This is a genomic window from Bacillus cereus (genome assembly GCF_007678085.1).
GTDB classification, from domain to species: Bacteria; Bacillota; Bacilli; order Bacillales; family Bacillaceae_G; genus Bacillus_A; species Bacillus_A cereus_BE.
This window is the reverse complement of the sequence record NZ_VEDW01000005.1, coordinates 119,753-142,862: the sequence shown is the minus strand read 5'-3', so window position 1 is coordinate 142,862 and position 23,110 is coordinate 119,753. Positions and strand designations below refer to the sequence as shown.

Genomic DNA, 23,110 nt, shown 5'->3' with positions numbered 1-23,110 from the left:
TTATTTTATCTCCCAATTCACTTTTACAAAACCATCTTTAACCATTAAACCACTTATATTAAATACATACTTTTCATTTGCTTTTAATGTAGCTTTGAAAGTACCTTTTTTCGATTCACAGATCTCTTTTAATTCTCTTATACCTTCTCCTTGCCTTTCATATAAGCTAAAACATAAATTCCCACGTTTTGCATCTGTCTCATAAGAAAATATTACTTCTGTATCTTTTGCATACTCAAGTTCAATATCTTTCCCAGCGATATCCCATGATGAAAACTCCGCTTCATAACTTGTCTCTCCTTGCTTCTCATTTTCTAAATATATATCTCCTGATCTCCACGTATCATCTAACGTTTGCACAAAAGTAAAACCACTAAGTAATACAAACATTGTACTTGAAAATATCGCAACTAATGTTAATTTTTGTTTTTTCATACCATTCATATTATGTTCTCCGTCTACTTTCTTTTTGTTTCTTCTTAACGTATATATCAATACTCCAATAAAGAATGGCACTATAATTGCCACTACACTCCACCACTTACTTATTCCATGTGCTTTCGCGTCAGTATACACCCATGATGCAACACATATTAAAAGTGATATAAAAGCCAATAACATGATAATCCCAACTGTTTCAAATGTAATAATTGAATTAACGAATTCCTTCATATAATTTATACTCCTTCTTTAAAAATGACTGTATGACAACATATATCGGAATGTATAGGTGCATCACTATAACAATTGCTATTATCATAGGTATTTTATTATCTAAATGAACAACAAACTGTTCTAGGGCAGCTGTTAATAATACAATCCAAATAACATGTATAAAAGCAAACCATCTTTTCTCTAATTTCCGAGCCTTTCGCACACTATTTTTCGTATTGTTTAGCAGCTCTGCACTAGGAACCATCTCTCCTGCTAAGCTACTTTTTATCTTTTGATCAAACTTATCTTCCGTCATAAACGAACCCCTCCAAATGTTCCCGCATTTGCTTCTTCGCATAATTAAGGCGGTATTTCACCGTACCAATCGGTATATTTAATATTTCGCTCATTTCTTTATAAGAGTATTGTTCATAATAGTAGAGTACGAGCACGATTTTATATTTTTCATTCAATAACTGTATAACTTCCCGTATCAGTTCTGCTTCCACTTTTTGAATAAACTCTTCTGATATATTCACTTCATCTGCGAAATCTATTTCTCCACCCTCCTCTTTATGAAATAAATCCAAGACGCGATCTTTCCACCTTTTCTTCTTACGATAAAAGTCATAAAATGTCCGAACACAAATTGTAGTAATCCATTTCTTATAATTTTCCACGTAAGAAAGTTGGTGCCTAGAGGAAAAAACTTTTATCCAAGTCTCTTGAAAAATATCTTCTGCATCTTCTTTCGTTTTCGCTAATTTATAGCATAAGGAATATATTTGCCGCTTATATATATCGATTAATTCTTCTACTTTTTCTTCCATCGGAAACCTCCTGTCATTTATATAAGACGACGCAAATTCTCCTTTTGTTTGATAAAATTTTATTTTTTTATTATCTCCATAAAAAAAAAGCAATCACAACATCGTGTGATTGCCTTTTACTGAAAGCGAAAAATTGACTAGAACACTCGGTGGCTTCGCGCCTTCCTCCGAGGCAAAGTACGCCTCTCTGTCAGGAGCTCCATCCCCCTCCTATTCTGAACGAGCCGCTTCCGCTTTTCTTTATGTCCAGCTCTGCCTCCTAGTCCCTTCTGTCTAAGAACCTTTCCCACGAGAAGATAAAAAACATCTTCAGTGGGAAAGAACCTTAGCCTTCGGGGCTAAACAGTCGGCTCCGCTTTTCTTTATTACATTTTTTCTGGTGCAGATACTCCTACGATTGCTAATGCGTTTTGAAGTGTAGTGCGTACTGCTTTCATTAACTCGTAGCGAGCTTTACTTAATTCTACGTTATCTTGGTTTAATACTTTTTCAGCATTGTAGAAGCTGTGTAATGCTGCTGCTAATTCAAATGCATAGTTTGTAATGCGGTGTGGTAGACGTTTTTGCGCTGCATCCGCAACTACTGCTGGGAATTCACCAAGTTTTTTCAGTAACTCTACTTCTTTCTCAGAAGTAACAAGTTTATAGTTCACATCTCCGCCTGTAGCTAATCCTAGCTCTTCACCTTGACGAAGGATACTGCATACACGAGCATGTGCATATTGTGCATAGTAAACTGGGTTTTCATTAGATTTTGATACAGCTAAGTCCATATCGAAGTCTAAATGAGAATCACCACTACGCATTGCGAAGAAGTAACGCATTGCGTCCACGCCTACTTCTTCCATAAGCTCACGAAGTGTAACTGCTTTACCTGTACGCTTACTCATCTTCATTTTTTCACCGTTTTGGTACAGTTGTACCATTTGGATAATTTCTACTTCAAGTGTTTCTTTATCGTAACCTAGCGCTTGAATAGCAGCTTTCATACGAGGAATGTAACCGTGATGATCAGCACCCCAAATGTTGATTAACTTATCAAAACCACGCTCTAATTTATCACGGTGATACGCGATATCTGGCGTTAAGTATGTGTAAGAACCATCGTTTTTAATTAATACACGGTTTTTATCGTCACCGTAAGTCATTGAACGGAACCAAGTTGCTCCATCTTCTTCAAAGATCTCTTCACGCTCTTTTAATACAGCAAGAGCTTGATCGATTTTTCCGTTTTTGTATAATGATGTTTCTGAGAACCATACATCAAATTTAACACGGAAGCTTTCTAAGTCTTTTTGAAGTTTCGCTAACTCATATTTTAAACCGTACTCACGATAGAATTCATAGCTTTCTTTTTCATCAGCTTTCGCATAACGATCGCCAAATTCTTCAGCTAAACGTTTACCGATTCCAATGATGTCCGCACCATGGTATCCGTCTTCTGGCATTTCTTTCTCTAACCCTAAAGCTTGCATGTAACGAGCTTCAACAGAAAGAGCTAAGTTATGAATTTGGTTACCAGCGTCATTAATGTAGTACTCACGAGATACATCGTAACCAGCTTTTGCTAATAGGTTACATAAAGTGTCACCTACTGCTGCACCACGTGCATGTCCTAAGTGAAGGTCACCTGTTGGGTTCGCAGATACGAACTCAATTTGTACTTTTTCACCTTTACCAGTATTCGTTTCACCGTAAGCTTCGCCAGCGTTAACGATTGTTGGGATTAAGTCTGTTAAATAGCTATTATCCATGTAGAAATTAATGAAACCAGGTCCTGCGATTTCAATTTTTTCAATAGAAGCTTTTGCTTTATCGAAGTTTGCAACTAATTCTTCTGCAATCATACGAGGTGCTTTTTTTGCAACGCGTGCAAGTTGCATTGCCATATTTGTAGAGAAGTCACCATTTGTTTTATCTTTTGGAGATTCTAATACAACGTTTGGAATCTGTTCTTCTGTCGCTAATTCTGCCTTTAATACAGCAGCTTGAATTTCTTCTTTAATTAATCCTTTTACTTGTTCTAAAGAATTCATTATTTTGCCTCCTTCAAATTAAGTGTAATTGTATATCTGCCAGCTTCTTGTTCACTTAGAAGCAATGCGTACGTTAAGAAGAGTTGTCCTTTTTTCTTTTCATCCGACCATTTAAAAAGAACGTTATCAGTTTTCGTTTGCAATGCAAACGTACCAAGTTCACTCGTATACGTACCAGTTGTCCATTCACCTTTCACATGCGTTTGACGCATTGAAACAGCACCTGAACGCATAATGAGAACTTGTTCATCTTGAATTTTAATAATTGTTTTCACTTCGCCCTGTTCGTTCGGCTCTTGGAATGTTACATATGTACCTTGACCTTTTACATAGTATTGACCGTTTGCTTCAAAAGCAACGGTTTCCTTCCTCGCCCCTTCACGGATTTCTGTTACGAAATGAACGTGTACCGGCAAGCCTGCAAGTTGTTTCTCCACGTCTTGCACACCTTTCAAATGTTATAGATATTAAATACTACTTATAATAAATCACTTTTCCTATCATATCAAAAAAAACCTCTGCCTGTCTGCTGAAAAATCAGGAAAACTCCATTTCAAAAAATAATTCACTTTCACTTTATTTCATATGATAAAATGTTTTTTAAATCTAAATATTCTTTTATTTAAAGAGGTGAGTTATTTGCTACCAACAAAATTGAAAAAAGGTGATGAAATTAGAGTGATTTCACCAGCTTGTAGTTTAAGTATTGTCTCAAATACGAACCAAGAGCTTGCTATAAAAAGATTAACTGACATGGGCTTTCAAGTTACATTCTCAACATATGCTGATGAGATAGATCGATTCGCTTCCTCTTCTATTTCTTCACGCGTTCAAGATCTCCACGAAGCATTTAAAGACCCAAATGTAAAAGCTATTTTGACGACACTTGGTGGATACAATTCTAACGGTTTATTAAAACATCTCGATTACGATTTAATTCGAGAAAACCCGAAATTTTTCTGTGGCTATTCTGATATCACTGCTTTAAATAATGCAATTTACACAAAAACAGGACTTGTTACATATTCAGGACCCCACTTCTCTTCATTTGGAATGGAAAAAGGTCTCGAGTATACAACCGATTACTTTTTAAAATGCTTAACTTCTAATGAGCCTATTGAAATCCTGCCATCTGAAACATGGAGCGATGATTCTTGGTACATCGATCAGGAAAATCGAGAATTCATAAAAAATGAAGGATATGTTTCAATTCACGAAGGCGAAGCAACTGGAGAAATTATCGGTGGTAATATGAGCACATTGAATTTACTACAAGGTACACCATATATGCCAAATTTACAGGATAAAATTTTATTTCTTGAAGAGGATAGTTTAACTGGAACAGCTACTCTTAAAACTTTTGATCGTTATTTACATTCCCTTATGCAGCAGTTAGATTTTGAGTGCATAAAGGGCATCGTCATAGGAAAGATGCAAAAAGGTGCAGAATGTACGATAGAAGACATTCAAGAAATGATCGCTTCAAAACCTGAACTTACACATATTCCTATCATCGCAAACGCAAGTTTCGGGCATACAACCCCGATTTTCACTTTCCCAATTGGTGGACGTGCAAAAATCATTTCTAACAAAGAAAAGACATCTATCACCATTTTAACGCACTAAAAAAGGAGCGAATGAGTCGCTCCTTTTATGGTTTTTCTATTTTTTCCAACGCTTTTTGCGGAATTGATTCTTTTGAGATTTCAGCCCATCCTTTTCCTTGCATACCTTTTGCATAAATTTTTATAAATGCCCCCGTATGCAATTCACGGTTCATCATTCTTTTCACAACTTGTAACTTTCCGTCTTCTGTATACCCTTTAAATGTATACAAGTATTCATCGTCTTTTTTCTCACCTTTATCTATAACCGCATAATAATCTTGTATTTCTTTATTTGAAAAGAAGTTGTCTACAAAAGCATGTACACCTTCTGTTTTTGTGTTTAAATAATATGCTGTTCCCCCTAAAATAATGGCGAACACAGCTAAAACTTTAATTACCAATTTCATAAATGCGCCTCCTGTTTGCACTTCTTTCTCACTAACCTTATGTCTATACATGTATTATACGAAAAACAACATACTATACTCTATCGAAACGCCTTACACTTTCCTTACATTATTGTAAGAGTTTTTCCCTTTATAGCAAATTCCCATCAAAAAATTTTTCCGTTTACCAAACTTTTATATTATTATTGAATGATACGAATTTTTATTACAAAAATCAAAGGAGACAGTTTTCAAATGGCTATCTTGCAAGGTTTAGCACTATTACTTGTTGTACTTTGTCTATTTACACTTTTTAGTTACCGTGCTCCTTACGGCATGAAAGCAATGGGTGCTTTAGCTAATGCAGCAATCGCGAGTTTTCTTATTGAAGCATTTCATCGTTATATCGGTGGAGAAATGTTTCATAATGACTTTTTACAATCAGTAGGAGAAGCTTCTGGTAGTATGAGCGGTGTCGCAGCGGCAATTTTAGTCGCACTAGCAATTGGTGTTTCACCCGTATATGCTGTTTTAATCGGTATCGCTACTAGTGGTTTCGGTATTTTACCAGGATTTTTCGCTGGATATATTTGCGCTTTCGTCGTGAAATTTCTCGAAAAGAAATTACCGGCTGGTGTAGAATTTTTAGCAATTTTATTTATTGCTGCACCAATCTCACGCGGAATGGCAATGCTTATGGATCCGCTCGTGAACGCAACACTCGGTAAAATCGGTTCTATGATTTCAGTTGCAACTACAGAAAGTCCTATCATTATGGGTATCATGCTTGGTGGATTAATAACAGTTATTTCTACCTCTCCATTAAGTTCTATGGCACTAACTGCAATGCTTGGATTAACAGGCTTACCAATGGCAATTGGTAGTCTTGCCGTAGCAGCCTCAGCCCCGATGAACTTTATTTTCTTTAAGCGACTAAAAATTTGTTCAAAGAAAGATACAATCGCTGTAGCAATCGAGCCTTTAACACAAGCCGATGTTGTTTCAGCAAATCCAATTCCAATTTATGCGACAAACTTCGTTGGCGGTGCACTTGCTGGTATTATTACATCTCTGTTCCAGCTCGTTAATAACGCACCAGGAACAGCATCACCAATCCCAGGACTTCTTGTCTTATTCGGATTTAATGACGTTGTAAAAGTAACAATTGCTGCTGTATTATGTGGAATCGTTACCACTATTGTTGGATATATCGGATCGGTCATATTCCGCAAATATCCAATCCGTTCTGCTGATGAAATTCGCGGTATTACTTCGGAAGAGAAGGTTGCATAAGAAAAAGAGCTATTCTCATTGTTTGAGAATAGCTCTTTTTTATGTTGCGTAACGTTAAATGAAATAATATCGGCGATTTTTCGAATATATCAGCGATTTTTTTAATATATCGACAAAATAAGAGCCCCCCTATTCATATAGGAGGCTCGTATTTTATCTAGCTACAACGGCTAGACCCTTGCGTCTAAGAACCTTAGTCACCGGGTCTAAACAGTCGGCTTCACTTTTACTTTATCTAGCTGCGGCGGCTAGAATGATCGGTGGCTTCGCTTCTTCCTTCGAGGCAAAAAACGCCTCTACGTCTGAAGCTCCGTCCCCCTCACATTCTGAGCGAGCCGCTTCCGCTTTTACTTCACCCAACCGAGCAGCATTTCCCGCACGAATTTGCTTGCTGCGACTGGCGTTTGATCACTATGGTCGTAGACAGGAGCTACTTCTACTAAGTCTGCTCCAACTACATTTATATTTGAATTTGCAATTGCTACGATGGAATCTAATAGTTCTTTAGATGTGATACCTCCAGCTTCTAATGTTCCTGTTCCAGGAGCGTGAGCTGGGTCTAATACGTCAATGTCAATTGTGACATAGACTGGGCGTCCTGCAAGTTTCGGTAATACTTCTTTTAACGGTTCTAATACGTCAAATTTATATAAGTTCATACCTACTTCTTTTGCCCATTCGAATTCTTCCTTCATTCCAGAACGAATACCGAAAGAATATACGTTTTCCGGACCAATTAAATCGCACACTTTACGAATAGGTGTAGAGTGGGATAAAGGCTCCCCTTCATACGACTCACGTAAATCAGTATGAGCATCCATATGGATGATTGCTAAATCCGGATATTTTTTTGCCATTGCCTTAAAAATTGGCCAAGACACTAAGTGCTCACCGCCGAGACCTAGTGGAAACTTATCGGCATCTAAAAGTTTTGATACATACTCTTCAATCATGTCTAAACTGCGTTGTGCGTTTCCGAATGGTAATGGGATATCACCCGCATCAAAATATTTTACCTCTTCTAATTCACGATCTAAATATGGGCTATATTCTTCAAGACCGATTGATACTTCACGAATACGTGCAGGGCCAAAGCGAGAACCTGGACGGTAACTTACTGTCCAATCCATAGGCATCCCGTAAATAACTACCTTTGACTCTTCAAAACTTGGATGACTTTTAATAAATACTTTACCTGAATAAGCTTCATCAAAACGCATATTCTTTTCCTCCTTATGTGGAACTTAAGGTATCCCAACCTTTCATTATTTCTCAAATTTGGAGCGAACTGCTCCTCTTTCTCGATTTACCGGTGTCTTCTTTTTTAACAATAAGAAGACGATTTTCTTTACAGGAGTGTAAGTAGCTAGCATGTTCAAGTCTTCTGGACAAACACCTTAAATGAGCTACCTACACTTTATTTGTTCAAACTCGATTTCTTACTTAATTAAATCGCCAACAAATTTCGGTAATGCGAATGCTGCATTGTGTAATTCTTTTGTGTAGTATTTCGTTTCGATTTCGTGGAAACGCTCTTCACTTACTTCTAATGGATCATGTTTTTTAGATCCAATTGTGAACGTCCAAAGACCACTTGGGTAAGTTGGAATGTTCGCTGTGTATAAACGAGTAATTGGGAAAATCTCTTTTACGTCTTTAAACACAGTTGTAATTAGTTCTGGTGTGAACCAAGGGTTGTCCGTTTGTGCAACGAAAATACCATCTTCTTTTAACGCTTTAGAGATTCCAGCGTAGAATCCTTTTGTAAATAAATTTACTGCTGGTCCTACTGGCTCAGTAGAATCTACCATAATTACGTCATATTCATTTTCGCTTTCTGCGATGTGTAGGAAACCGTCTCCTACTTTTACTTCTACACGCTCATTGTCTAATGCGCCTGCAATTGATGGTAAGTATTGTTTAGAGTACTCAATTACTTTTCCATCGATTTCAACAAGAGTTGCTTTCTTTACGCTTGGGTGTTTTAACACTTCACGAATAACACCGCCATCACCGCCGCCTACAACTAATACGTTTTCAGGGTTTGGATGTGTAAATAAAGGTACGTGCGCTACCATTTCATGATAAACGAACTCATCTTTTTCTGTTGTCATAACCATGCCATCTAAAATAAGCATGTTTCCGAACTCTTTCGTTTCAACCATATCAAGTTTTTGGAATTCTGTTTGCTCCGTATGTAATGTGCGGTTAATACGCGCCGTAATCCCAAAATGTTTTGTTTGTTTTTCAGTGAACCATAGTTCCATCGTACAATCACGCCTTTCAATGCAAATTTATAATAGGGACATCATTAATGTCCCCTAACAAAAATAAAACAAAACATCCAAAAAGTATAGTTAAAAGTACAAAAATACCGAAAATATATTTTAGTCAGAGGGTTCTAACATATATACGAAAAGGGATTACCCTATAATAGGAAAGAAAACCCTTTCTTAAGAAAGGGCTTTTCTCTCTACTTCTACCGGCTTTCGAACCGGAATTAAAATCATTACGCAACCGACTAATACAACAATTCCGCCGACTAAAAATGGACTTTGCGGTGAAACGGTGTGACCGATGATTCCTGATAAGATTGGAGCAATTGCGCCACCTAGCCAACGAACGAAATTATAAACACCTGATGTAACAGATCTTTCATAAGGTGAAATATCCATTACATAACTTGTAAATAATGCATTATTTAATCCAGATGCTAATCCTGATAGAACAATTAATACAATTTGTAACCACATAACTTTCACAAAGAATAATGCGATTAAGAAAAGCGCAAATACGAGTAAACTACCTTTCAACAATGTTTTTGGCTCATATTTACCTTCTAACTTATGAGCTAAAATTGCAGAACCGTAAGCTAATGCTAATCCCCATCCGCAAAATACAAATCCTAATTGAATAGCAGATAAATGCATAATAAGTGGTGAATATGCTAACACAACGAAAAATCCGTAGTAATATAGCATTCCTGAAATCGCACCTTGCATAAACGGTTTATATTTCACCAGGTTAAGTAGTTCTCCTACGCCTGCCGCTTTACGCTTCACTTTTCGCTCCGGTTCTTTTACAAAAAAGAAAACTAAAATAAATGCTAAGAAAATTAAAATACTCGTCGCAAAAAATGGGTAACGCCAAGAATGTCCACCTAATATCCCGCCTAATAACGGGCCACCTGCCATCCCTAAACCGATAGCCGCTTCATATAATCCTACTGCTTCATGAACTTCTCTACTTAATGCAATCAATAATGTCATCGCCGTTGCGAAGAACATTGCATTTCCTAATCCCCACCCCGCACGGAAAAGAGATAATTGGGCAATCGTTTGCGATATACCGCATATAAACGCAAACACAGTCACAATCGCAAGGCCGATCGTCATCATTCGTTTATCACCAAATCTCGATGCGAATACTCCAGCTGGTAACATCATAATGGCCATCGTTAAAATATATGCTGTAAATAACATCTCTACTTGCCAATGCGATGCACCGATTTGCTCGGCAATGCTTGGCAAGATTGGGTCGACTACCCCTATACCCGAAAAGGCAAGGAAGGTAGCCACCACTGTAATCAATCTCCCTAGTTTTTGTTTGCTCTCCATTTTGATCATTCTCCTTTTGTACTCTCCAAAAATGTCACTGCACGATGTAAGCTATCTTCAAGTTCTGCCTTTACACGCTGCATTTGTTCCATTTTCTCGTCTAGCGTTTGCACTTGTTTTTCAAGCATCTCTTTAATTTCTTGAATCACTTCGCGGTCACGAGGATTCTCGCTATTTCTTCTTTGCTCCATTCTTTCTTTTAACGATAAGAAATGTTGCATTTCTTGAAGCGTAATTCCTAACACTTCTTTCGCTTCCACAATTCTTTTAATTCTGGCGATATCCTCGTCTGTATACAGGCGAATGTTCCCCTCACTACGCTCAGGCGGATGAATTAAACCAATTTCCTCATAATAACGAAGTGTACGTTTTGTTAAACCAACTTGCTTTGTGACTTCATCAATTTTATACATGTTTATTCCTCCCTCCACTCAATTATTACATTTTACGTTAACGTTAACTTTTGTGCAACTGTTAGACTTTTGTAAATGTTTATCCTGTTCAATTGTATTTTTCCAGAAGCAGTTTCATAATGAAAGAAAAGAAAAGAAAAGAAAAGATAAGGAGATTTCCGTATGAATAAACCACTTATTTTCGCCCATCGCGGGGTAAAAGGAACACATCCAGAAAATACGATGATTGCCTTCCAAGAGGCTGAACGTATCGGCGCCCATGGAATTGAACTTGATGTCCACCTATCAAAAGATGGTGAACTTGTCGTAATTCACGATGAAACGGTAGACCGCACAACAAATGGTAGAGGTCTTGTTTCTGAAAAAACGGTAGTGGAATTACAAGCTCTAGATGCTGGTAGCTATAAAGACCCTTCTTTCCATGAAGCAAAGATTCCGACATTACGCGAAGTATTCATTTGGTTATCTACAACAAAGTTACAGCTCAACATCGAGTTAAAAACAGATGTTATTCACTATCCAAATATTGAAGAAAAGGCTGTTGCTCTCGTTCGTGAATACCACCTGTCTAATCAAATTGTATTCTCGTCATTTAACCACGAATCTGTTTCATTATTAGCAGAAATAGCTCCTGAAATCCCCAGAGCAATTTTATATGATGTACCACTTGCTGACCCTATTGCTGAAGCAAAAAATAGAGAAGCAACTGGTTTACACCCAAACTTTCAATTATTAACAAAAGAATTTGTTCAATTCGCACAAGATCAAGGGTACGTTTTCCGCCCTTATACAATTAATGAATACAAAGATTTACAAACTATGATTGACTATGGCGTAGATGTCATTATTACCGATTGGCCAGCACGTGCCTTTGAGCTCCTTTCTTAATTGAAGGGGCTTTTTGTTTTCGAAATTTCATTGTTTAAAATAACCGAAAACCCTCAATACTAATACAATAATGTTTGTATGAATGAGGGGCTGAAAAAGATGGATCAAACTATGAATCCGAAACTTAAAAAATATAAACGTCTTTTCTTCACCGTAATGTTTTCTTCTGTTCTTTTTTTCGTTTTTTCCTTTTTTGTTATTATTATAGTTGCAAAAATTATGGGACCTCCTCCTGTTGCTGTTCCGCAAACAAGTGTCTTTTACGCTAATGATGACACTGTTATAGGACAAAGTAATGAAATGCAAAAACGCTACAATGTATCTCTCAATGAAATTTCTCCTTATGTAAAAGAGGCGACACTATCTATCGAAGACCAACGATTCTACAAACATCATGGCTTTGATATGAAGCGTATTGCTGGTGCCATTGTTGCCGATTTAAAAGCGATGGCAAAAGTCCAAGGTGCCAGTACAATTACCCAACAGTATGCTCGTAACCTATACTTAGATCATGATAAAACGTGGAAACGTAAACTATTAGAAGCGATGTACACAATCCGCCTTGAGGTGAATTATAATAAAAATCATATTTTAGAAGGATATTTAAATACAATTTATTACGGGCATGGCGCTTATGGAATCGAAGCTGCGTCTCGTCTATATTTCGATAAAACAGCAAAAGAATTAACATTAGCGGAAGCTAGTATGCTCGCAGGTATTCCGAAAGGACCTAGTGTCTACTCTCCTTTTTTAAAAGAAGATCGTGCGAAAGGACGCCAATCTCTCATATTAGATGAAATGGTAGAACAAGGTTATATTACGAAGAAACAAGCAACTTCAGCGAAGAAAGAGCCGCTAACTTTTGCCTCATTAGATACGAAGAAAGTGGCAGAGGTCGCGCCTTATTTCCAAGATGCTGTACAAGCTTCTCTTCTTCGTGATATCGGATTAGATGAACAAGCCTTACAAAAAGGTGGTCTGCGTATTTATACAACGCTAGACCCTAAATTACAATCGGTCGCAGAGCAAGCTGTAAAAGACAACATACCTGACACAACAAACATACAAACTGCTCTCGTCTCTATGAATCCAAAAACAGGTGAAGTAGCTGCCCTTGTTGGTGGAACTGATTATAATACAAGTCAATTTAACAGGGCTACACAAGCCGCTCGCCAGCCTGGATCTACATTTAAGCCATTCCTATATTATGCGGCATTAGAACGAGGATTTACGCCTGCTACGCGCTTAAAAAGCGAATACACTGTATTTACTTTAGGTGACGGTGTTTCAAAGTATAAACCGAAAAACTATAAAGACTATTATGCAGACGATTTTGTAACAATGGCGCAAGCTCTTGCGGTCTCTGATAACGTATATGCCGTGAAGACCAATTTGTTTTTAGGCGAAGACATTCTTACAAAAACAGCAAAGCAATTCGGTATTACTACTGCATTAAAAGATGTACCGTCTCTTGCTCTCGGTACATCTCCTGTAAAACCAATTGAAATGGTTAACGCTTATAGCATGTTCGCAAACGGCGGAAAAGAAGTAAAACCGATGTTTATTCGACGCATTATGGATCATGAAGGAAATATATTATATGATGCTCATTTGGAGAGTAAACAAGTTCTCGATAAGAGCAAAACGTTTGTAATGGAAGAAATGATGACAGGTATGTTTAATAAAAAGCTAAGCAGTTATGCTGCTGTAACTGGTCAATCGATGTTATCAAAATTATCAAGAACATATGCCGGAAAATCTGGTTCTACTGAAACAGATAGTTGGATGATTGGATTTACCCCACAAATCGTAACGGGTGTATGGGTTGGATACGATCAACCTAAATCGATTTCAAATGTAGCAGAACAAGGATATGCAAAAAGAATATGGACCGATACGATGGAAAAAGGCTTAGATGGACAACCTAAAAAAGATTTTAAACAACCAAGTGACGTCGTTGCAGTCGATATTAACCCTGAAAACGGAAAAATCGCTACAAAGAACTGTCCAATTTCAGTGAAAATGTATTTCGCAAAAGGTACAGAACCAACTGAATATTGTATGGATCATGTTGATGATAAAGAAGAATTTGAAAAGACAACTGAGGAAAAGAAAAAAACAAGTTGGTGGAAAAAATATCTTCCTTGGTAAAAAAATAGCTGACGGGCATCCGTCAGCTATTTTTTATTCACTTAATAATGCACGGCGCAATTCTTCACTAGATTCGTTCCAAATTGCTTCATTATGTTCTTTCAAGAACGTACCAAGCACTTTTTTAGATGATTCATCCATATGGTCAACCATAATGTGACGCTTCATTGATTTATCCATTTTGTTTACGTGCTCTGGAAGTGATTTATATCCACGGCGAATTTCACGGTCAACTGTCATTTCACAAGCTGTTACACCTGCATAATAAGCTCCCGTCGCAGTTCTTTCAATCGTTACCCACACAAGCCAAAATGGTTTTCCGTTTGGAACCTCATCTTTATTTGTTAAAAACTTAATACCTTTTTCTACTGTACTACGCGCATGCATCGCACCGATATCAACGAATGCTGTTTTCTCTAGTACATCAACAAATACTGGTGAAATGTTTTCTAGACTTAATGACCCAACGCCAAAACCACCATGTCCATCTGTTGAATCATTTTTCACGATATTAAAACCGATTTTTTTCTTTTTCTCTGTCATATGTAAGCTCCTCCTCGTTTAAAGGCCGAAAATAGGCGCAATGATATTCTGTAAAAATATTAATACATACGGAATAACAACATTAAAAATAGGCTGGATTGTGTAATTGCTAAGCGGTGTAATAACAAGAATTAATAACGCTATCGCTCCATACTTTTCATACTGTGTCATTTTCGCACGAATATTTGTTGGTGCTAAATCCTCCACTACGCGATATCCATCAAGTGGTGGGATTGGTAATAAGTTAAAGACAAGTAAAACGATATTCAACATAATAAAAATCTGGAAAAATTGAGCTAACGTATCTGCTACTGCAGATGGAATCGAGTATAATACACCAAATTTTAATAAGCTATACCAAATAATTAAACCGATTGCGCTTAAAATTAAGTTACTAATTGGTCCCGCAATAGAAACTAATATTCCTGCGAGACGCGGTCTTTTAAAATTATACGGATTAACTGGTACCGGTCTTGCCCAACCAAAACCAAGAATTAATACAGCAATCATCCCGATAGGATCTAAGTGTGCCATCGGTGATAATGTTAAACGGCCTTGCTTCTTTGCTGTATCGTCTCCAAATTTATATGCAACATATGCATGCGCAAATTCATGCACTGATAATGCAATAATAATGGCCATTGCTACCAACGGAATTTGGTGCAACGGATATCTAAATAACTGATCCATGCTTCATCTGCTACTAAAAATATAAACAAATGTACATTCTTAGAGTATTCCTGCTTCTATGTGTCCTGTCTCGCCACTAACTCGCTACTACAGTTTGCTGTAACACTCCACAGGCGTAAATTCCGATGTAGCCCACCGTACATATATACAAACTATTTACGTTAGTATTGTATATTCTTTTGCTTGTAAAAGGTTGATCGCTGCATTCAAATCTCTATCCATTACATTGCCACATTTACATTCATATCCTCGGTCAGATAGTTTTAAATCTGCTTTCTTTTGACCACAACATGAGCACAACTTTGACGAGGGATAGAATGTATCTACTTGACGTAATTCAACTCCATATTCCTCACATTTTGTCAAAAGCCACACTTTAAAATCATAAAAAGACTGCTTAGCAATTGTTTTAGATAGATGTTTATTCTTCAGCATACCTTTCACATTCAAATCTTCCACTGTAATAAACGCTGGCTTGGTTTTCACCAGGTCATTTACAATAGACTTTACATACTCTAGTCGAATATTTGCTAATCGAGCATGTAGTTTTTGCACCCTAAGAATGTTTTTATCTATATTCGCTCTCTTGTTAGTAACAGATTGTTCACCTCTCTTTTTTCGATTTTCAAATTTACGCGATAAAGAGCGTTGTTCACGTTTTAACCGTTTTTCTATCTTTTTTACTTTCACTGTTTTATTGATATTGTTGTGAGTTTTTCCATCGCTACGTACAGCGAAATCCTTCACCCCTAAATCAATCCCTAAACCTGTCGAATGGAGTGTTGGCTTTGCTTTTGTTTCTTCCAATTCGCAAAGCACAGACACAAAATATCTTCCTGCTCTTTTACCTATCGTTCCACTTTTTACAATAGCATCTTTGGGGATATACCCATATTCTTTTAACCTCATCCAACCAATCGTTGGGACTTTTACTCTATGTCTCTCTACTGTCCAATCTGTTTTGTTGTTTTTCGGAAAATAGCATTTCACATCTTGATTCTTCTTTTTCTTATAACGTGGAAATCCTGACAAACCCTGAAAAAATCTTTTAAAAGCTTTGTCTCCATTCATAATGGCCTGTTTAACCGCTTTACTAGATACCGCTTTAATCCATTGGTTACATTCTTTTGTATAAACATTGTTTAACCATTTTGAAAAACCATATCCACTCAAAAACTTCCCATCTGATTCATACATCTCTTTGCTTTTAGAGAGATACAGATTGTAAACATACCTGCACACTCCAATCGTTTGATTAATCTTGGTTATTTGTTCATTTGTCGGTCGTATCTCTATAAAATATGCTCTTCTCATATCTCTTTACCCTCGACATTTTTTGTATTTTCTCAATCATATATCCTACAACTACATACACGAATGATAGATAACAAATCTTGAACAAGTTCTTTTTGTGGAGATAATTTTTCATTATGAACAAAAGTGATTTCCACTCCGATTTTATGAAGAAACTATGCAACCCTATCCCAAACAAATCTATCCTTGTGTGCAATGATAATGGTTGCAACGTTCCCTTCCATATATCAAAAAAGAAAATATTTGTTTTTTCGATTGTTCTTCCCCATAATCCGCTATAATAAGATTGTAACTTACATAAAAGGAGCGATTATATATGCCATACGTAACAGTGAAAATGCTAGAAGGACGCACAGAGGAACAAAAGAAAGCTCTTGCTGAGAAAGTAACAGCAGCAGTAAGCGAAACAACTGGTGCTCCTGAAGAAAACATCGTTGTTTTCATCGAAGAAATGTCTAAAAACCATTATGCAGTTGGCGGAAAACGCTTAAGCGACAAATAATTTCAAGTTCTTTCATAAGAAGCAGCCCTTAGCTGCTTCTTATTTTTTTCCTTCTAGTAACTCGATGATTCTCTCTTTATATTTTCCTTTTCTTCCATCTTCATAGATTAAATCATGCGGATAGAATAATTTTTGATCCCTTCTCTTCTTACCAGTAATCGCCTCAACAATATCCGATTCACGTGAAAGCTCTCTAAGCTCTCCATTGGGCATAAGAAGTAAGATTGGCAGACGCTCTTCTTCTTCACCAGCACGGTAAAAGTCGTACGGTAAGTCTGATGTTGAATCAACTACTAAATAGTATTCTGGATCAAGTCCAATCTTTTTAAATAAGCTACTTAATTCCATCCAATTATCTAAACCGTGCTTATCTGTAAACTCTACATATTTAAATAGGTTTCGATTCATAAAACGGCGGCATAAATCACTTAAAATTGGATCTTCTTCATCCTGCCATACTTGGAAGTAATAATACATGACGTTCTCGTCTAACTTTAAATAATCCTCTACCGTTACTTCTTCTTCAAATAAAGAATAGAAATGAACCGGATGATTTTTAAACGTATAATACTTCTCATGCAATGATTTTGCACGGTGTAAAATCTTCGTTAAAATAACTTCGGCACTGCGCGTTACCGGGTGGAAATATACTTGCCAATACATTTGATAACGACTCATAATATAATGCTCAACAGCATGCATACCACTATTTTTAATAACTACTTGATTGCCGTACGGACGCATGACACGCAGTATACGTTCCATATCAAAGTTTCCATACTTTACGCCAGTGAAATACGCATCCCTTAATAAATAGTCCATACGATCAGCATCAATTTGACTGGAAATCATACTAATCGCTAATTTATTAGTAGATGTTTTTCCAATTACATCGGCTACCTTTTGCGGAAAATCTTTATCCACACGACTTAATATGCGATTAATTTCCGTATCTCCAACGATAATCTTTTGCGTAAATTTCTCATGATCTAATGAAAATACTTTTTCAAACGAGTGAGAAAACGGGCCGTGACCGACATCATGAAGTAATGCCGCACATAAACATAACAATCTATCTTCAGCATTCCAATTCGGCCTGCCATCAAACACATCATCAATCATACGACGAATAATTTCATATACACCTAACGAATGAGTAAAGCGACTATGCTCCGCACCGTGAAATGTAAAAAATGTCGTTCCAAGCTGCTTAATACGGCGCAAGCGTTGAAATTCTTTCGTTCCGATTAAATCCCAAATAACGCGATCGCGCACGTGCACATATTTATGTACCGGGTCTTTAAACACTTTTGTTTCGCTGAGTTTGTCGTTTAAATATACCACCTTCCGACATCCCCCTTTCTTTACTGCATTCTTACTATATATTATAAACGAAATAGGAAACAGAAAGAAACGAAAGACTATATTAATTGCCCTTATATAAAGAAAAAATCACTTTTACCAGAGTAAAAGTGATTTCTTTTTATACATTATTTACCTAAAACGAATTCAGCAACTTCATCTAAGATCATTTCTTTACCTAGAGGGAAGTAACCTTTGTTTAAGTCTTCGTTTTTAATTGTAAATACGTGGTTGTTTTTAACAGCGTTCATATTTTTCCAAATCGATTCTTCTTGGAATTCTTTTAGACGCTGAGAACCGTCACCAGTCGTAAATACGAATAAGTAATCTGGATTGTAATCGATTAAAGCTTCTTTTTGTACTTGTACTAATGGTTTATCCGTTGGTGTACCTTTAACTGCTGGTAATTTCAAGTCATTAAAGATTACGCTACCGTAACCGTAGTCACCGTATACACGGAAAGCATTTGGATATGCAGCCATTTTCATGAATGTTGCATCGCCAGTTTTCGCAATGATTTTGTCATGTAATTTGCTTGCTTTTTCTTCATACTGTTTGAACCATTCTTTTGTTTCTTTCTCTTTACCGAAGATTTGACCTACTTCTTCGAATTTTGGACGCCATTGGTCTAATGGAGTTTTTAACATAACTGTTGGTGCGATTTTAGATAATTGATCATAGATCTTTTCTTGACGATTGTTTACAAGAATTAAGTCTGGTTTTGCAGCAGCTACTGCCTCGATGTTAATTTTATCGCCCCAAGCAGAACCAACTGGTTTTACGTCTTTTAATTTCTTTTCAATATGTGCATCAATTTTTTCTTGAGATGTATTAGCAGTAATAATTGGTTTCATACCAAAAATTAATAATTCTTCTGTTGAACCACTAAGGTCAGCAATTTTCTTTGGATTTGCAGGGATTTTAATTTCCCCTTTTGCATGTTGTACAGTGCGCTCTTCAGTTTTCGCATCCTTCGCATCTGCTTTCTTCTCTTCTTTGTTAGAACAAGCTGCAAATAGTACAGAAGTAACGACTAGTACCATTGCTAATAACACCATTTTAAAATTCTTCATGTTCCCACTCCTTCTAGCTGTATTTCTCTTATACGTTACAGTGAACTATAAGAAACAAGGTTAACAATTAATCAATATATATTTATTAATTGTTGCTTATGCCCCGTTCTAACGGGTGTTCAACTTCCTATTTACGAATAAGAAGCTCAACGTCCATTAGAAGCCCCCCTCCTTACGAGGGGGATTCTACTTATGCTTTTTTACGCAATTGATTACTAATCATCGCTAAATCATATGTTAAACAAATTGGTTTACAGTTTACTGGACATGGAACGATTTGAGCTTCAATCTCAAATACACTGCGAAGTGTTTCACTCGTCATCACTTCGTCTGGCGTTCCTTGTTTCATTAACTTACCTGCTTTTAATGCAATCATATGGTCTGAGAAGCGAGAAGCATGGTTTAAGTCATGGATAACCATAACAATCGTTCTTCCTTCTTCTTCATTTAACTTTTTCAATAAGTTTAATACTTCTAATTGATGAGCCATATCTAAGTACGTCGTCGGTTCATCTAATACGAGTAATTCTGTTCCTTGTGCAAGAGCCATCGCAATCCATACACGTTGACGTTGCCCACCTGATAACGCCTCTGCAGGACGGTTTGCGAATTCTGTCATTCCTGTCACTTCAAGCGCCCAATGTATGTAGCGATAATCCTCTTCTTTCAATGTTCCAAATCCTTTTTGATGAGGAAAGCGTCCATATGAAACGAGTTCAAACACAGTAAGGCCAGTTGGCACTTCTGCAGTCTGTGGTAAAATTGCCATTTTCTTTGCGATTTCTTTCGTTGGCTGTTTCTCAATTGCTTTTCCGTCAAGATAAACAGTACCTTTTTTCGCCTTCAAAATACGAGAAGCCGTTTTTAATAATGTGGACTTCCCACAACCATTTGGTCCAATAATTGTTGTAATTTTCCCTTCCGGAATTTCAACTGTTAATCCATCAATAATTAACCCTTCATTATAGCCAACAGATACCGCATCAACTGCTAAAGTTGCCATACAAAAAGCCTCCCTTTATTTTGTCCTCATAAGTAAGTATATAAAATACGGTGCACCAATTACAGAAATAACAAGACCGACCGGTATTTCTGAAGTTGTTAACACACTTCTTGAAATTACGTCTGCGAATAAAAGCAAAAACGTTCCTATTAGTGCAGCGGTAGGCAGCATAATTTGATGTTTACCACCAACAAGGCGCCTCGCCAAATGCGGAGCCATTAAACCGATAAAACCAATTCCTCCGGCAACAGCAACAGATGCACCAGCTAAACAAACTGCAATAAATAATAATTTACGTCTTTCTTTTTCTACATTTAATCCAAGGCCAACAGCTGTGGAGTCGCCTAGGTTCATTACATTTAATATGTGTGCCTTACTAATTGCAAGTGGCAAGAAAATAACCATCCACGGAAGTACACTTAGCACGAACTTCCAATCTGTGCCCCACAAACTTCCTGCTAACCAAATCGTAGCAAAACGGAAATCATTAGATGTCATCTTCATAGAAAAAATTAAACTAACAGCACCAAACCCGGCTGCAACAGCGATACCGACAAGTATTAATCTCGTTGATGAAACGCCGTCTTTCCATGCTAGTAAATAAATTATAACCGCTGCTAATATCGCTCCAACTAACGCGAAGAAAGGAAGGATAAATACAGATAAAAATGTACCAGTCCCAACTTTTCCGAAGAAAAAGTAGACGAAGATAACGACTGTTAACCCCGCTCCAGCGTTAATACCGATAATACCTGGATCAGCAAGTGGATTTCGCGATAATCCTTGCAAAATCGCCCCTGACATCGCTAAAGCAGATCCAACTAATATAGCAATAACCATGCGCGGCATACGGAATTCAAATAAAATAACAGACTGATCTTCAGCCCCAAGTCCAACCAATGACTTTAATACGTCTATTGGGGGTATTTTAAATGTCCCTGTATTTAAACTCACTAAAAATACAGTAACGATTAATCCTACTAAAATTGTTAAAATAGAAACGTTCTTTTTTGTTAAGACACTTGTCCTCACATTTTCCCTCTCCCTTCGTTACGTGCTAAGTAGAGGAAGAATGGAACCCCAATTAGCGCTGTAATTGCTCCAATTGGCGTTTCAAACGGCGGATTAATAACGCGAGATAACATATCTGCACATTCAATTAACAGCCCGCCTAAGACCGCAGAACATGGGATAACCCATCTATAGTCTGAGCCTACAAGGAAACGAGTCATATGCGGGATTACAAGACCAACAAATCCAACCGATCCTGCCATAGAAACTGCAGAACCTGTTAACACAAGAACAAGCACTGTTCCGATAAACTTAATTAGCGTCGTATTTTGACCAAGTCCTATCGCAATTTCTTCACCGAAGCTTAAAATTGTAATATACCTCGACATTATAATTGCAATAAAGAGACAAACTAGACCAATTGGTACTAACATATTAATACTTTCCCATTTCACGCCAGCAACTCCGCCTGCATTCCACATACTCACCTCTTGGGCAAGGTTGAAATATAGCGCAATTCCAGATGAAATGGCCCCTAATAAAGCACTAATTGCTGCACCTGCTAAAGCTAATTTCACAGGCGTTAATCCACCTGGTGAAGAAGATCCAATTCCATATACAATGCTCGCTCCAAACGCAGCACCAATAAAAGATGCGATAACGAACATTAAATAAGGTGAATTAGGGAAGAATGCATACATAATCGCAATTCCAAATACAGCCCCATCTGTAATCCCCATTAACGATGGAGAAGCAAGTGGATTTCGCGTCATACCTTGCATAATTGCCCCTGATACTGCTAAAAAGGCACCTGCAACTACGCCCCCTATTGCTCTAGGCATGCGAAGTTCTTGAATTACGTTATGATGCGTAATAGAACCGTCAAACTGAAATACAGCTTGCCATACAGTCTTTAAGCTAATATCTGCAGCACCAAATGAAATAGACAATGCCATGCTTAAAGCTAACAAAATTGTACCTGCTACTAAAATAATAGAAGCAATGAGCGGCCTGCTCTTAATCTCTTTAACATTCACATCTTGCTGTTCTATACTCCTTGCGCTCGCTTCCATCCCTCAACCATCCTAACCAACAACATATATTTAATTTAATGAAATGAAATTTATTCTCAAATAGTAATAAAAAAATTTAATAAATCGTCCTTTTCCTGATAATGATTCTCAGAATCAGACACCTTCTATTCTACCTATCGCTTCAAAAGACTGTCAACCATTATTTTGAAATACAAATTCATATAGGTTGAGACTTTAATAAATAGATAATGCCTATCTGTCATTAACTATTATTATCATCAATTAAGCTTCCACAGAATAAACGCTTCCTCTTTTGGGCATAAAAAAAGAAGAGTAATCTGTTCACTCTTCTTGTTCTTACTTCTTTAACTTTGCTTCAATTTTTACAATTAATTCGTCTTCTGTTGGCGCCGCAACTGGACGATTATTTACAAATGCGAATGATTTTTTACGACCAGGACCACAGTAAGACTGACATGCAACTTCAATCGTTGCACATGAATCTACTTTTTTTAGCTTCGGAATCAACGTTTTAACGTTCGTTGCCTGACAATCATCACACACACGAAATTCGTTTCCCATTATATAACACTTCCTCTATTTTAAACTTTTCTCAAGTACATTTAAAAATAAACACTAAATGGTATTTTACCGCTCTTTGAAGCTCGTTGCAAGTTTCCTTGCGACGCTCTTTCCTCCTATA

The 23,110-nt window shown here is 37.0% G+C and carries 24 protein-coding genes; 5 read left to right on the top strand and 19 right to left on the bottom strand.

The annotated features are described in order from the left end of the window. The 5 genes from FS742_RS21120 to FS742_RS21095 all read right to left on the bottom strand — a co-directional run bounded on the left by FS742_RS21120 (position 1) and on the right by FS742_RS21095 (position 3,957). Positions 1 to 672, bottom strand: coding sequence for an anti-sigma factor (locus FS742_RS21120; RefSeq protein WP_144614881.1), 672 nt, complete (start codon positions 670 to 672; stop codon positions 1 to 3). Continuing rightward, a complete protein-coding gene (locus tag FS742_RS21115) occupies positions 656 to 970 on the bottom strand; it encodes an anti-sigma factor (RefSeq protein WP_144614879.1) in 315 nt (104 codons plus the stop codon). Before FS742_RS21115 ends, FS742_RS21120 begins: the two co-directional genes overlap by 17 nt. Further along, positions 957 to 1,484 (bottom strand): RNA polymerase sigma factor, encoded by a 528-nt coding sequence (locus FS742_RS21110; RefSeq protein WP_144614877.1) that lies wholly within the window; start codon positions 1,482 to 1,484, stop codon positions 957 to 959. Before FS742_RS21110 ends, FS742_RS21115 begins: the two co-directional genes overlap by 14 nt. 365 nt (positions 1,485 to 1,849) lie before the next feature. Then, complete coding sequence (argS, locus tag FS742_RS21100; RefSeq protein WP_144614875.1) at positions 1,850 to 3,520, bottom strand: arginine--tRNA ligase; 1,671 nt, start codon at positions 3,518 to 3,520, stop codon at positions 1,850 to 1,852. Further along, on the bottom strand, positions 3,520 to 3,957 hold the full coding sequence (locus tag FS742_RS21095; RefSeq protein WP_000414868.1) for a YwiB family protein: 438 nt from the start codon (positions 3,955 to 3,957) through the stop codon (positions 3,520 to 3,522). Before FS742_RS21095 ends, argS begins: the two co-directional genes overlap by 1 nt. 202 nt (positions 3,958 to 4,159) lie before the next feature. On the opposite strand from FS742_RS21095, the gene FS742_RS21090 reads away from it, so the two are divergent. Next, positions 4,160 to 5,146 (top strand): S66 family peptidase, encoded by a 987-nt coding sequence (locus FS742_RS21090; RefSeq protein WP_144614873.1) that lies wholly within the window; start codon positions 4,160 to 4,162, stop codon positions 5,144 to 5,146. Positions 5,147 to 5,171: 25 nt separating this feature from the next. On the opposite strand, the gene FS742_RS21085 is transcribed toward FS742_RS21090, so the two are convergent. Further along, positions 5,172 to 5,534 (bottom strand): YxeA family protein, encoded by a 363-nt coding sequence (locus FS742_RS21085; RefSeq protein ID WP_144614871.1) that lies wholly within the window; start codon positions 5,532 to 5,534, stop codon positions 5,172 to 5,174. A 234-nt stretch (positions 5,535 to 5,768) separates the two neighbouring features. Here FS742_RS21085 and FS742_RS21080 point away from each other — a divergent pair, with 234 nt between their 5' ends. Continuing rightward, entirely contained in the window at positions 5,769 to 6,806 is a 1,038-nt protein-coding gene (locus tag FS742_RS21080; protein WP_144614869.1) for a PTS sugar transporter subunit IIC, read from the top strand. Between the two features lie 347 nt (positions 6,807 to 7,153). On the opposite strand, the gene speB is transcribed toward FS742_RS21080, so the two are convergent. The 4 genes from speB to FS742_RS21060 all read right to left on the bottom strand — a co-directional run bounded on the left by speB (position 7,154) and on the right by FS742_RS21060 (position 10,836). Beyond that, positions 7,154 to 8,026 carry an agmatinase gene (gene speB / locus FS742_RS21075; protein ID WP_001209831.1) on the bottom strand — a complete coding sequence of 291 codons (873 nt, stop codon included), beginning with the start codon at positions 8,024 to 8,026 and terminating at the stop codon, positions 7,154 to 7,156. A gap of 219 nt (positions 8,027 to 8,245) precedes the next feature. After that, complete coding sequence (gene speE, locus FS742_RS21070; protein WP_000424700.1) at positions 8,246 to 9,073, bottom strand: polyamine aminopropyltransferase; 828 nt, start codon at positions 9,071 to 9,073, stop codon at positions 8,246 to 8,248. Between the two features lie 186 nt (positions 9,074 to 9,259). Further along, positions 9,260 to 10,423 (bottom strand): MFS transporter, encoded by a 1,164-nt coding sequence (locus FS742_RS21065; protein WP_144614867.1) that lies wholly within the window; start codon positions 10,421 to 10,423, stop codon positions 9,260 to 9,262. A 5-nt stretch (positions 10,424 to 10,428) separates the two neighbouring features. After that, on the bottom strand, positions 10,429 to 10,836 hold the full coding sequence (locus FS742_RS21060) for a MerR family transcriptional regulator (protein WP_000276567.1): 408 nt from the start codon (positions 10,834 to 10,836) through the stop codon (positions 10,429 to 10,431). A 162-nt stretch (positions 10,837 to 10,998) separates the two neighbouring features. Between FS742_RS21060 and FS742_RS21055 the strand changes: the two genes are divergently transcribed. Next, a complete protein-coding gene (locus FS742_RS21055) occupies positions 10,999 to 11,724 on the top strand; it encodes a glycerophosphodiester phosphodiesterase (protein ID WP_144614865.1) in 726 nt (241 codons plus the stop codon). A 99-nt stretch (positions 11,725 to 11,823) separates the two neighbouring features. Beyond that, a complete protein-coding gene (locus FS742_RS21050) occupies positions 11,824 to 13,875 on the top strand; it encodes a transglycosylase domain-containing protein (RefSeq protein ID WP_144614863.1) in 2,052 nt (683 codons plus the stop codon). A 33-nt stretch (positions 13,876 to 13,908) separates the two neighbouring features. Here FS742_RS21050 and FS742_RS21045 read toward each other — a convergent pair whose 3' ends face one another. The 3 genes from FS742_RS21045 to FS742_RS21035 form a co-directional block, all read right to left on the bottom strand. Continuing rightward, positions 13,909 to 14,418 (bottom strand): YwhD family protein, encoded by a 510-nt coding sequence (locus FS742_RS21045; RefSeq protein ID WP_144614861.1) that lies wholly within the window; start codon positions 14,416 to 14,418, stop codon positions 13,909 to 13,911. 18 nt (positions 14,419 to 14,436) lie between these two features. Then, the gene (locus FS742_RS21040) at positions 14,437 to 15,108 is read right to left on the bottom strand and encodes a site-2 protease family protein (protein ID WP_144614859.1); all 672 of its coding nucleotides are present in this window, start codon (positions 15,106 to 15,108) and stop codon (positions 14,437 to 14,439) included. 156 nt (positions 15,109 to 15,264) lie between these two features. Then, entirely contained in the window at positions 15,265 to 16,422 is a 1,158-nt protein-coding gene (locus FS742_RS21035) for an RNA-guided endonuclease InsQ/TnpB family protein (RefSeq protein WP_144614857.1), read from the bottom strand. Between the two features lie 316 nt (positions 16,423 to 16,738). Here FS742_RS21035 and FS742_RS21030 point away from each other — a divergent pair, with 316 nt between their 5' ends. Further along, a complete protein-coding gene (locus FS742_RS21030; protein ID WP_001147171.1) occupies positions 16,739 to 16,924 on the top strand; it encodes a 2-hydroxymuconate tautomerase in 186 nt (61 codons plus the stop codon). Positions 16,925 to 16,963: 39 nt separating this feature from the next. Here the strand turns inward: FS742_RS21030 and FS742_RS21025 are convergent, their stop codons facing one another. The 6 genes from FS742_RS21025 to FS742_RS21000 all read right to left on the bottom strand — a co-directional run bounded on the left by FS742_RS21025 (position 16,964) and on the right by FS742_RS21000 (position 22,989). After that, complete coding sequence (locus FS742_RS21025) at positions 16,964 to 18,268, bottom strand: HD domain-containing protein (protein ID WP_144614855.1); 1,305 nt, start codon at positions 18,266 to 18,268, stop codon at positions 16,964 to 16,966. A 146-nt stretch (positions 18,269 to 18,414) separates the two neighbouring features. Continuing rightward, a complete protein-coding gene (locus FS742_RS21020) occupies positions 18,415 to 19,359 on the bottom strand; it encodes an ABC transporter substrate-binding protein (RefSeq protein ID WP_144614853.1) in 945 nt (314 codons plus the stop codon). Between the two features lie 190 nt (positions 19,360 to 19,549). Further along, positions 19,550 to 20,362, bottom strand: coding sequence for an ABC transporter ATP-binding protein (locus FS742_RS21015; RefSeq protein ID WP_000212064.1), 813 nt, complete (start codon positions 20,360 to 20,362; stop codon positions 19,550 to 19,552). Positions 20,363 to 20,377: 15 nt separating this feature from the next. Continuing rightward, positions 20,378 to 21,394 carry a FecCD family ABC transporter permease gene (locus FS742_RS21010; RefSeq protein WP_144614851.1) on the bottom strand — a complete coding sequence of 339 codons (1,017 nt, stop codon included), beginning with the start codon at positions 21,392 to 21,394 and terminating at the stop codon, positions 20,378 to 20,380. Further along, entirely contained in the window at positions 21,391 to 22,446 is a 1,056-nt protein-coding gene (locus FS742_RS21005; protein ID WP_048528004.1) for a FecCD family ABC transporter permease, read from the bottom strand. Before FS742_RS21005 ends, FS742_RS21010 begins: the two co-directional genes overlap by 4 nt. A 318-nt stretch (positions 22,447 to 22,764) precedes the next feature. Further along, complete coding sequence (locus tag FS742_RS21000; protein ID WP_000526074.1) at positions 22,765 to 22,989, bottom strand: YuzB family protein; 225 nt, start codon at positions 22,987 to 22,989, stop codon at positions 22,765 to 22,767. Between the last annotated feature and the right edge of the window lie 121 nt (positions 22,990 to 23,110).